The sequence below is a fragment of the Pedobacter sp. ASV1-7 genome (assembly GCF_040203335.1).
Lineage (GTDB): Bacteria > Bacteroidota > Bacteroidia > Sphingobacteriales > Sphingobacteriaceae > Pedobacter.
In genome coordinates this window covers 1,174,603-1,186,906 of the sequence record NZ_JBEHBV010000001.1, presented here as the reverse complement: position 1 = coordinate 1,186,906, position 12,304 = coordinate 1,174,603, and the positions used below count along the sequence as shown (strand labels likewise).

Here is a 12,304-nt window from a genome sequence, read left to right as displayed (position 1 = left end):
ATACTATGTATAACTTATTAAAAGGTAAACGTGGCATCATTACCGGTGCATTAGATCAAAACTCTATTGCCTGGAAAGTTGCTGAAAAAGCACATGAAGAAGGTGCATCATTTGTATTAACAAATGCTCCTATCGCAATGCGTATGGGAGAAATTAATGCTTTGGCAGAAAAGACCGGATCACAGATTGTTCCTGCTGATGCTACTAACGTTGATGAGCTGACCAACCTGTTTACCCAATCACAAGAAATATTAGGTGGTAAAATCGATTTTGTATTGCACTCTATAGGTATGAGTGTAAATATCCGTAAAAAGATTCCCTACACAGAGTCAAACTACGATTACTTCATGAAAGGAATTGATGTTTCGGCTATGTCATTTCATAAAATGCTGGCTGTTGCTAAAAAGCTTGATGCAATTAATGAAGGCGGTAGTGTTGTAGCCCTTACTTATATGGCCGCTCAACGTACTTATCCATTCTATACTGACATGGCTGATATTAAAGCAATGCTGGAGTCTATTGCACGTAGTTTTGGTTACCATTATGGTTTAGAGAAAAAAGTACGTATCAACACGGTGTCTCAATCTCCAACTAAAACTACTGCGGGTACAGGAATTAAAGGATTTGGTGATTTTTATGATTATGCCGATGCTATTGCTCCGCTAGGTAATGCTGATGCTGAATCCTGTGCAGATTATTGTATCACATTATTCTCCGATTTAACACGTATGGTTACAATGCAGAACCTTTTCCATGACGGTGGTTACTCTTCTACAGGAGTGAGCGATATCGTGATGAAGAAAATGGGTCTGGAGGAAGAATAAAAACCAAAAGAACATTATAAATAACTCCGCAGCTTTTTAAGTTGCGGGGTTAAATTCCAAAAATAAAATCAACAATAACGCTTTGGACTTCCTCAATGGATAAAATATCTATGTTTAAGATAAAATCGACCGAAAATGGAAGCTCAAAAGCATCGTTCAATCTTTAATTCTTAATTGATTTTAACAATTCAGCTAATTCTTTTACCTTTTCAGGATATTTTCCTGCTAAATTACTTTTCTCACTAAGATCTGTATTTAGATTAAACAACTGAGCTGAAGGCAAATTTCCCGTTTCTATCCCCACCGCTTTCATATAAGGAGTACCATTATTTGGTGTAATATACTTCCATCCATCCTTTATTATAGAAAGTGTGGTTACTCCCTGCTCTACAAATACTGATCGCCCTTTTTGAGATTTCCCCATAAAGGCTTCCAATAAATTTTCACTATCTGGTGCATCACCTTTAGGAATAGATTCATCGATCAATTTAGAAAATGATGCAATCAAATCCATCTGACTTACCAAAGCAGAGGAAACCTGAGGTGTAATTTGTCCAGGCCAGCTGATGATGAAAGGAACACGTGTTCCACCTTCTAATGAACTGTACTTCCCTCCTCGAAGTACACCTGCAGGCATATGTCCGTTTTGTTTAGCTAATGCTTCATCCTGATAACCATCATCTAACACAGGGCCATTGTCACTGGTAAATATAATCATCGTATTTTTATCAATTCCCAGAGATTTCAATTGCTTTACAATTTCGCCAACAGTCCAATCCAATTGTAAAATAGCATCACCTCTTAAACCTAAGCCACTTTTCCCCCTAAACCTTGTTGCAGGCATTCGTGGCACATGTGGTTCAGTTAGAGCAAAATACAGAAAGAAGGGTTGTTTCTGTTTCCTTTCAATAAATTCATGTGCTTCAGTTAAAAAGGTAGTAGAGAGTTCTTCATCTACCCATCGCGCCATTTTTCCGCCAGTCATATAACCAATCCGGCCAATACCATTCACAATGGTCTGATCATGGCCTTGAGAAGATTTCATTTTTAACAATTCCGGATGTTCTTTTCCTGTTGGGTCATTTCCTATTTTTTTAGTATAATCCACATCAATCGGGTCTCCTTTATCAAGTGCAACAACTTTATGGTTTTGTAAAAACACAGTAGGCACCCGATCTGCTGTTGCCGGAAAAATGAAAGAATAGTCAAATCCAACTTCATTTGGTCCAGGTTTGACATCTCCATTCCAATTTTTAGCCACAGTTTCACCAAGTCCAAGATGCCACTTGCCAACAATTCCTGTCTGGTAACCTGCTTTCTTAAAAAGATTAGGTAAAGTTGTTTTATCCGTAGGTATAATTAAGGCAGCATCTCCCGGTAAAATCCCTGTGCCCTCTTTACGCCATGGATATTCACCAGTCATTAGTGCATATCGGGATGGCGTACAAGTAGCAGAAGTTGAATGCCCGTTTGTAAACCTGATTCCGTTCGCAGCCAGTCGGTCTAAATTAGGCGTCTGGATTTTTTGCGCACCATAACAACTTAAATCACCATAGCCTAAATCATCTGCGATAATATAAATAACATTGGGTGATTGAACTTTCTTTTTTACCTGCGCGGAAGCATTGAATACCATAAATACTATGGCCGTGAATAGGTATTTTTTATACATTAAAACATGATTAATAGACTACAACCAGTGAATATACAAATATTCATTTGCTTCTTGCCATACTCCCGGTTAAACATTACATTCGCAATCAATGAAGACATACCTGTTCTTATTATTGTTAGTTTTATTTACAGGGTACTCAGCTTTCTCTCAAAATTTGTTTTCAATAACAGGTATTGTCAGAGATCAAAAAGAAACCCTGCCAGGCGCTGGTATTTATTTAAGTGGATACAAGGTTTCTACAGTAGCTGATGCTGAAGGGAAATTTAAAATCAACAACCTTAAGCCTGGAAACTACGATGTACTAGTACAAATGGTTGGTTACCTTCCCTATTCAAAAAATGTCATTATTTCGGATCAATCTGTTCAAGTTGAACTCCTTTTAAAAGAAAGTACAACTGTTCTAAATGAGGTTGTCATCAGGGCTGACCCGAATCGCCCTAAATACATCAAACAGTTTAAAGAATTCTTTATCGGTACCAGCCCCAATGCGGCACAATGTAAAATATTAAATCCGCAGGTATTAAACATTGATTACGATATTACCAAAAGTCTGCTGACCATTACTACTACAGAGTTTTTAATTGTAGAAAATAAGGCTCTTGGTTACAGACTAAAATATATGCTGGATAACTTCGAATATAACTCCAGAACACGCATCATCTATTTCTCCGGCCATCCTTTTTTTGAAGAATTGAAGGCTTCATCTGCAAAGCAAAAAAAGTATATTGACAAACGTGAATCTGCATATTATGGTTCATCACAACACTTTTTCAGATCATTATATGCCGGGAACACAACAGAACAGGGATTTATCATTAATAAAATGATAAAAATACCGAATCCCTATCGCTATCCCGATAGTATTATTAATAAAAATTTAATTTGGTTAAAAACCCCAGATAAATCAACTGTCATCAGTAAAGCCACAATGCCTAAAGATAATGTCAGGATAGCTTTCTGGGAAAAGCAACTGGAAATGCCAAAATACATTGATCATCTTGACCGTAAAGAAATTTCACCAGCCAGTCTTTTATCTGTCTATAACCACAACTTAAAATCATTAAACTATAATGGTGCTCTAGCCATCAGCTACAGCAGAGAAAGAGAGTCATTGGTATATTCAAAAACAGGATTTTGGGTATTCAGGCCACTAGAAATCCCAGATTATCAAATATCTATTGCAAATTTAACAGAAAATGGCGTGCATTTTTATGAAAACGGAGGTGTAAATAATTCAAGAGCTATGCTTTTCGAAGGATTTTGGGCTTACGAAAAAGTAGCAGATATGGTACCTATGGACTACATCCCTCAGATAAAAAACAAATAATTCATTAGCTAAAATTACTAAAAATATTAGTAATTTTAGCTAATGAATTTAGATAAAGAAAAAGCCGATAATTATGTCAAAGGGAGAGGTGCCCAGTTCAACCCTCATAACCGTTTTGCAAAAAACGACTACGTAAAAGAACATGAAGAAGGCATTGATGAATGGGAAGAAGAAGATCTGAAGACCACCTTTATCTTTGGAAAATCAAAATCAATAGTTAACAAGGTAGACAGTCCGGATGTAGGTATGGCTTATTCTTTAAATCCTTATCAGGGCTGCGAACACGGTTGCACTTATTGTTATGCACGAAATGCACATGAATACTGGGGTTTTAGTGCGGGTCTGGATTTCGAAAGAAAAATAATTGTCAAAACAGATGCTCCGGCATTATTTAAAAAATTCCTGGAACGCAAAGGATGGGATGCATCTGTCATTTCTTTATCTGGCAATACCGATTGTTATCAGCCTGCTGAAAGGAAATTCAGGATCACCAGGCAATTATTGGAAATTGCATTGGAATACAAACAACCTATTGGCATGATCACCAAAAATGCGCTCATTTTAAGGGACATTGACCTTCTGACTGAAATGGCAAAGCTAAATCTATGTATGGTTTATGTCTCCATAAATAGCTTAAACGAGCAGTTGAGGCAAAAAATGGAGCCAAGAACCACAACTGCAAAACAACGTCTAAAAATTGTAGAGCAGCTAAGCAGTGTTGGTGTACCGGTTGGTGTTATGGTTGCACCGCTGGTTCCAGGCTTAAGCGATCATGAAATTCCAGCTATTCTAAAAAAGATAGCTAATTGTGGGGCTATAGCGGCAGGTTATACCGTAGTTAGACTAAATGGTGCCATAGGAGGAATATTTGAAGACTGGCTACGTAAGAACTACCCTGACCGATTTGATAAAGTATGGCATGCCATACAATCCTGCCATGCTGGTAATGTGAACGATAGCAGGTTTGGTGATAGAATGCGAGGTGATGGCAATATTGCTAAACTAATAAAAGACAACTTTAAACTTCATTGCCGGATAAACCATCTGAATGAAATAAAACCAACACTGGACTCCAGTCTTTTTAAAATACCTAAAGTCCAGCTGAGCATGTTTTAAGATAGAAAATTATCACATTCACGATAAGCCTGGATTACCCGATTTTCCCCTTCTTTACCTGCTTTTGAATTACCATGCTCCATCCCCATTACACCTTTATACCCTTTGTTATAAATGTGTTTAAATAAATTTTTATAATTGATTTCTCCCGTTGTTGGCTCTTTGCGACCAGGGTTGTCGCCAATTTGAATATAAGCGATCTCATCCCAGCAGCGGTCCATATTCACAATCAACTGTCCTTCTGTTTTCTGCATATGATAAATATCATAAAGAATCTTACAAGACGGACTATTCACTGCTTTACAAACAGCATAAGTCTCATGTGTTTGCTGCAAAAACAACTCCGGTGTATCACTCAAAGTTTCCAATACCATAACCAGGTTATGTGGTTCAAAAATCTCGGCACCAGCACGCATTGCATCAATAACATTAGCAAACTGATTGCCGTATGGTAACTTACGTTCATAAAACCCAGGAACTACTGTAAGCCATTTGGCATTACATCTTTTTGCAGCCTCAACCGAAAGCTTGCAAGTTTCAACAAACTTATCTTTAAATTCTTTCTTACCAGTCGTTAACGATGTTTTCCAATTATCTCCACCGTCAACAACAAAAACTCCCATTCTCATCCCTAACTTTGCAAGTAGCTCGCCTATTTTTGTCTGTAGTTCGATCGGTCTCTTTAAAAAACCATTATCTTCTATAGAACGAAAACCCTGATCATACATAAACCTGATCTGATCTAGTATATCATTACCGGCATTATTTTTAAACGTTCCCTCGTGTGGAGCATAATCTAAATTAAATGTTTTCCCAGCCAATGATGTTTCTGCTCTTAAACCATTTTCAGCTGCTGCAACAGCAGTCAAAGAGGATCCGGCTACGAGTGCTCCCGCAGCTGCAAAACTATTCTTAAGAAATTCAATTCTGTTCATATATAAGTTTATCTGGTATTTGATTGAAAATTAAAATGATCATTGTACAATCATTTTTTTAAAACCTTTTGTTAAGGTATCGGCAACACTACCATCTTTTTTGTGATATATAATATAGGCTTCCATACCTTTTTTTGATTTTACAAAATTGAGAGCTTCCTTAACATCCATAGCCATAATTGGACTATCATACCCATCTGCAGTAACTGCATCTTCTGCATAGATCGTTACACTAATTAGCGCATTACTTAAAGGATAACCTGTTTTAGGATCTATAAGATGTGCTACCTTTTCAGCTCCTTTCTGCAGGTATTTCCGATAATTACCTGCAGTAGTGATTGCTCCCTTATTAATGCTGATGATATGCCTGATTACAGGTTCGGCATTAGATGTTATTGCAGGGCCTTCAATACCAATCCTCATGGATGAACCATCAGGTTTTGGACCTTTCATTCTCAATTCCCCTCCAATCTCAACAACAAAAGATTTAATCCCCTTTTTTACTAAGTGTTCTGCTAGTACATCAACGCTATAGCCTTGAGCTATTCCGTTCAGGTCTACACTAATGCATGCTTTAGATTTTGTTAGACGATTCCCTTTTAAATACAAATTGTTCATACCAACACAATGTAACAACTCCTTAACCTCTGCACTATCTGGAAATTTATCTATACGCTTAGGTCCAAAACCCCAAGCCTGAACTAATGGTGCAACGGTTACATCAAACTTACCATTGGTCGCTTTATACACTTCGAAAGACTTACGCATTACCGTAGCAAAATGTGGGTCAAGATCCAGACCATCGTTCGACTTGTTAAACTTTACGATCCGCGAATATGGCTTATAAAGTGACATTGAAGAATCTATAACGCTCAAAATACTATCCACAGCATATTTGGTAATTAAACTATCTGCAGCAAAATACTTAACAGAATAATCTGTTCCCTGAGCATAGCCATGAATATTATATTCCTGCAGATCGTTCTTCTTTCCATTAAAAAGAAAAACGATCAGTGGAAATAATAAAAAAAGATATTTACTTATATAAAACACCCCGAATTAGAGAACTTTTGTTTTACCTGGTAAAGCAATAGCATAAAGACCATTTTCATCTGGCAATAACTTTGGCTTTGCATTCCAGTCTAAAATATCTGGCATTAAGCTGTTATTTGCCTGTAACGCAGCGTCCCATTTAATAACCTGACCAGAATAGGTAGCATATCTGCCCATAATGGCGGTTAAACAGCTTTTAGCAACGCGTTCTGCATCCCAGAATTTAAATTGTCCTTTACTAATTGCATCAAATAACTCATCATGCTCAGTCTGATAAGGGTTGGCATTACCTTTTGTCGGGTGACTAAATATCTCTTTCCCTTTACTGTTCCATAACACACCGTTATGTCCGGCAGACATATATGTACGTCCTTTTGTGCCCTGAAAAGTCTCATCCACACGGTTTGCAGTACCTTCAAAATGGCGGCACTGACTATAAATTACCGAACCATCAGCATAAGTAAGTTCTACCGCATGGTTATCATAAATCTCCCCATAATCCTTTCCTGTTCTCCAGGCGCGACTTCCAGTTCCTTGTACAGATATAGGATATGCATTTTTAACCCAGTTGGCAACATCTATATTGTGTACATGTTGCTCAACAATATGATCTCCACATAACCAGTTAAAGTAATACCAGTTACGCATTTGATATTCCATTTCAGTCTGGTTTGGCTGGCGCTTTTTAACCCAAACACCACCACTGTTCCAATATACTTGTCCACTTACGATATCACCGATTGCGCCATCTTCGATTCGCTTAATAGTTTCTCTATAGTTTGTCTGATATCTACGTTGCAGGCCAACAACTACATTAAGTTTTTTCTGTTTCGCAATTTCAGCAGCAGCCAAAACCTTTCTTACACCTGGAGCATCAACCGCTACGGGTTTCTCCATAAATACATGCTTACCTTGTTTTACAGCTTCCTCAAAATGCATTGGCCTGAATCCAGGAGGAGTTACAAGTAACACTACATCAGCAAGTGCAATAGCTTTCTCGTAAGCATCAAAACCAACGAATCTACGATCTTTCGGAACATCAACTTTATCCTTAAACCTTTCAGACAGTTTCTGATAGCTACTGTTTAATCGATCTTCAAAAGCATCTGCCATTGCAACCAATTTCAGATTTGCTTTAGTGCTCAAAGCCTGAAATGCAGCCCCTGTCCCTCTATCACCACAACCAATTAACGCAATTTTGATGGTATCATCATTAGATGAATGACCACCTGCAAAAGCAAATTGATTTAACATAACACCACCTGTAACTAATGCAGTAGCTCTTAGAAATTCGCGGCGTTTATTTTCGCTTAGATTGTCGTTGTTCATTTTCGTCAATATTTGGTTTTTGAATTGTGTGTGTGTGTCTTTGTTAATAATCAGCAATAGGAGCTTTATTGTAATAAGCATCTATTTCAGCCTGAGATGGCACCTTTACAGGTCTAACTAGCCGCATGCCAATAAATGGTGCTTCTGGAAACCACCAGTTACTTTTAGGTATCTGAGGATCCAGTTGTTTCCATACCGGATCCGAGCCCAGTCTCGCAGCCGAACGCAATTCTTTTGGGCCATCATCATAAGATCCTCCCCTGATTGAATTTGCATACAACTTTTCAGGAACAGAAACAGGATTATTTACTTTATCACCTTTTACACTAGCATAGAAATCTGCTTTGTACTGGTCATATGTCCATTCGGCCACATTTCCATACATATCATACAATCCCCATGTGTTTGGCTTCTTCTTTCCTACCTCACTGGTTTTACCGTCACTGTTAGCTTTAAACCAGGCATATTCGCCGAGCTTCGCAGCATCATCACCAAAAAAATATTCAGTTGTATTTCCGGCACGACTCGCATATTCCCATTCTGCCTCTGTTGGCAAACGATAAAATACACCTGTACGTGCATACAACCATTTACAGAATTGAATCGCATTATAATGTGTCATAGCCAAAGCAGGATGATTTTCCTTGCCCATGCCAAATGTCATGTCCAGATACGGTTTTGTGGGTCTTGTTACTGCATCAACGTTTGCCGGAACAGCACCAATGCTTTGTGTAATCTCGTAGTCCTTATACAAAAAAGGCTCATAAATATCCCAGGTTACTTCATAAGTACCCATCCAGAAAGGATCAAGCTTCACCTTATGTACCGGCTGTTCATCGGCCTTTCCTTTTCTACTCCCCATTAAAAACTCTCCGCCCGGAATGGCTTTCATCTCAAAGCTCAGTTTTGTACCATTAATTTGCTGAGTATAGGCCTCCTGCTTTTCCTGTGCCGATGTTTTAAAGACACAGATAATCAAGGGTAATGCCAATGATAATTTAAAATTCATTAATAATGTTGTTTGATATAAATGATATTTTCCTAACCTATTTAATATCTAAAATAGAGGCATTTATTTTAATAACCAAAATCTAACCAAACATAATTTCACAAATTGTGTAAAAAACACACTAAGTTGCCAATTATACATATTAAACTAAATAAAAAAACCCTGACAAGCTTTTCACTTATCAGGGTTTTTTATTGCAGATCCGGTATTTTACTCTACACTTCCTTCTTCCTTTTTCTTTTTCTTACCCGGACTTCTGTTTTCTACAACTATCTTATCGTTTTCTTTATCGTAATCAATTTCAAGGATATCTCCTTCATGAATTTCACCTTTAAGAATCTCTTCAGCAATTGGATCTTCCAGATATTTCTGAATCGCACGTTTAAGTGGCCTCGCTCCAAAATTAGAATCAAAACCTTTATCAGAAATAAATTCTTTTGCTTTATCGGTTAATTTAACCTCATAACCTAAATTATGAACGCGTCCGAATAAAGATTTTAATTCAATATCGATAATCTTGAAAATCTCTTCTTTACCTAAAGTATTGAATACGACCACATCATCCACACGGTTTAAGAATTCAGGCGCAAAAGCACGTTTCAAAGCATTCTCAATTACTCCTCTTGAATGTGCATCAGCTTGATTCGTTTTTGCAGAAGTAGAAAAACCTACACCTTGTCCAAAATCTTTCAACTGACGTGCGCCAATGTTGGATGTCATGATAATGATAGTATTTCTAAAATCTACCTTACGGCCTAAACTATCAGTAAGCTGTCCTTCGTCTAATACTTGTAAAAGGATGTTAAATACATCAGGGTGTGCTTTTTCGATCTCATCCAATAGAATTACAGCATAAGGTTTTCTGCGTACTTTTTCAGTCAGCTGTCCGCCTTCTTCATAGCCCACATATCCCGGAGGTGCCCCCACTAAACGCGATACTGCAAATTTCTCCATGTACTCACTCATATCAATCTGAATCAGTGAATCATCACTATCAAACATAAAACGAGCAAGCTCTTTAGCCAATTCTGTTTTACCTACTCCAGTTGGACCTAGGAAAATAAACGACCCAATAGGCTTTTTAGGATCTTTCAACCCAGCTCTGGTACGTTGAATAGCTTTAGTTAATTTCTTAATGGCATCATCCTGTCCGATAATCTTAGTAGCAACCGTATCATACATATTCAACAGTTTAGCACTATCTGTTTGTCCAACACGTTGTAAAGGAATACCAGTCATCATCGAAACAACTTCGGCAACATTGTCTTCAGAAACTGTATAACGTTTAGTTTTGGTTTCTGCTTCCCATTCTGCCTTAGCACGATCAAGCTCTTCTAATAAATTCTTTTCAGTATCTCTTAATTTAGCTGCTTCTTCGTATTTCTGACTTTTAACAACTTTATTTTTTTCTACTTTGATTTCTTCAATCTTGTTCTCGATAGCAATAATGTTATCCGGAACATGAATGTTTGTTAAGTGAACCCTTGACCCAGCCTCATCCAGTGCATCAATCGCTTTATCTGGCAAGAATCTATCAGTAATATACCTTGATGTTAAGGCTACACAGGCATTAATTGCTTCATCGGTATAAGTTACACCATGATGATCTTCATATTTCTCTTTAATACGGTTCAGAATCTCAATGGTTTCATCAGGAGAAGCCGGCTCAATCATTACCTTTTGGAAACGACGGTCCAAGGCTCCATCCTTCTCTATGTACTGACGATATTCATCCAGCGTTGTTGCTCCAATACATTGTATTTCGCCCCTTGCCAAAGCTGGTTTGAACATATTTGATGCATCTAAAGATCCTGAAGCACCTCCAGCACCAACAATAGTATGAATCTCATCAATAAATAAGATGACATCTGTAGATTTCTCCAGTTCGTTCATCACTGCTTTCATACGCTCTTCAAACTGTCCGCGGTATTTAGTTCCTGCAACTAATGAAGCAAGATCTAAAGTTACTACACGTTTGTTAAACAGTACTCTAGAAACTTTACGTTGAACAATACGCAATGCTAGTCCTTCTGCTATCGCAGATTTACCTACACCTGGCTCACCAATCAGGATAGGATTATTCTTTTTACGACGTGATAAAATTTGCGATACACGCTCTATCTCCTTTTCACGACCAACAATCGGATCCAATCTACCCTCTTCAGCCGCTTTGGTTAAGTCTCTTCCAAAATTATCTAATACCGGAGTTTTAGATTTAATGTCTGATACTTTTTTAGGACTGCTGAATGATTCTTCCTCACGATAATCATCATCACCACCGGTCGATGCGCTATTTTGTGTTTCATCTCTGAAACCGTTTTTATTCACTTCAACCTCCTGTTTAAATATCTCGTAATTGATGTTAAACTGTAGTAAAATCTGTGATGCAATATTATCATCATCACGAAGAATAGATAACAATAAATGCTCCGTACCAATCAAATCACTTTTAAAGATTTTCGCTTCAAGGTAAGTGATTTTTAATACTTTTTCTGCTTGCTTAGTTAAGGGTATATTACCAAGATTAACTGTAACACTCGATGTGCCTCTAACCGAATCTTCTATTGATCGACGAAGTTTTGAAGTATCAACACCCAATGATTTCAATATCTTAATGGCCATACCATCGCCCTCGCGAATAAGGCCTAACAATAGATGTTCCGCGCCTATGTAATCGTGACCTAATCTCAGGGCTTCTTCCCTGCTAAAGGAGATTACATCTTTGACTTGTGGTGAAAATTTAGCTTCCATATTTACCTTTCTAATTCGGGAATGCTCTAAACTATAAAAATTGTTTTATAAATATGCACCCGCATTTTTTTTAATTTATCAACAATTAAGCCATACACCTATTTTTATGTGTTACAACTGCCAGTATATCAGAAAACTTACGGGATTCTGACTTTAAACACAGGAAAGCACATTAAGGGAGAAAAATTAATTAGCTTCAAGAATAAATTTAAACAATGATAAAAAGACTAAACAAAACCATTTGTCGCTCAACTGTAATCATTATCTCTCATTTTCCCATCCCTG

9 protein-coding genes are annotated in these 12,304 nt (G+C 37.5%); 3 read left to right on the top strand and 6 right to left on the bottom strand.

What is annotated here, in order from left to right; translation table 11 throughout:
• The first annotated feature begins 5 nt into the window (after positions 1-5).
• Positions 6-824: an enoyl-ACP reductase FabI gene (locus tag ABDJ41_RS05095; protein ID WP_349784690.1), complete on the top strand. Its 819-nt coding sequence runs from the start codon at positions 6-8 to the stop codon at positions 822-824.
• Positions 825-987: 163 nt separating this feature from the next.
• Here ABDJ41_RS05095 and ABDJ41_RS05090 read toward each other — a convergent pair whose 3' ends face one another.
• Positions 988-2,496, bottom strand: a complete 1,509-nt coding sequence (locus ABDJ41_RS05090; protein ID WP_349784688.1) for a sulfatase family protein — start codon at positions 2,494-2,496, stop codon at positions 988-990.
• A 91-nt stretch (positions 2,497-2,587) separates the two neighbouring features.
• On the opposite strand from ABDJ41_RS05090, the gene ABDJ41_RS05085 reads away from it, so the two are divergent.
• Both ABDJ41_RS05085 and ABDJ41_RS05080 read left to right on the top strand, forming a co-directional pair.
• Positions 2,588-3,826 carry a carboxypeptidase-like regulatory domain-containing protein gene (locus ABDJ41_RS05085; RefSeq protein WP_349784687.1) on the top strand — a complete coding sequence of 413 codons (1,239 nt, stop codon included), beginning with the start codon at positions 2,588-2,590 and terminating at the stop codon, positions 3,824-3,826.
• 42 nt (positions 3,827-3,868) lie between these two features.
• Positions 3,869-4,942 (top strand): PA0069 family radical SAM protein, encoded by a 1,074-nt coding sequence (locus tag ABDJ41_RS05080; protein WP_349784686.1) that lies wholly within the window; start codon positions 3,869-3,871, stop codon positions 4,940-4,942.
• Here the strand turns inward: ABDJ41_RS05080 and ABDJ41_RS05075 are convergent.
• The 5 genes from ABDJ41_RS05075 to ABDJ41_RS05055 form a co-directional block, all read right to left on the bottom strand.
• Positions 4,939-5,877 carry a hydroxypyruvate isomerase family protein gene (locus ABDJ41_RS05075; protein WP_349784684.1) on the bottom strand — a complete coding sequence of 313 codons (939 nt, stop codon included), beginning with the start codon at positions 5,875-5,877 and terminating at the stop codon, positions 4,939-4,941. The genes ABDJ41_RS05080 and ABDJ41_RS05075 overlap by 4 nt on opposite strands.
• A 39-nt stretch (positions 5,878-5,916) precedes the next feature.
• Positions 5,917-6,930, bottom strand: coding sequence for an FAD:protein FMN transferase (locus ABDJ41_RS05070; RefSeq protein ID WP_349784683.1), 1,014 nt, complete (start codon positions 6,928-6,930; stop codon positions 5,917-5,919).
• Between the two features lie 6 nt (positions 6,931-6,936).
• Positions 6,937-8,259, bottom strand: coding sequence for a Gfo/Idh/MocA family protein (locus ABDJ41_RS05065; protein WP_349784682.1), 1,323 nt, complete (start codon positions 8,257-8,259; stop codon positions 6,937-6,939).
• Between the two features lie 43 nt (positions 8,260-8,302).
• Entirely contained in the window at positions 8,303-9,268 is a 966-nt protein-coding gene (locus ABDJ41_RS05060; protein ID WP_349784680.1) for a formylglycine-generating enzyme family protein, read from the bottom strand.
• A 210-nt stretch (positions 9,269-9,478) separates the two neighbouring features.
• A complete protein-coding gene (locus ABDJ41_RS05055; RefSeq protein ID WP_349784679.1) occupies positions 9,479-12,019 on the bottom strand; it encodes an ATP-dependent Clp protease ATP-binding subunit in 2,541 nt (846 codons plus the stop codon).
• Positions 12,020-12,304 lie beyond the last annotated feature (285 nt).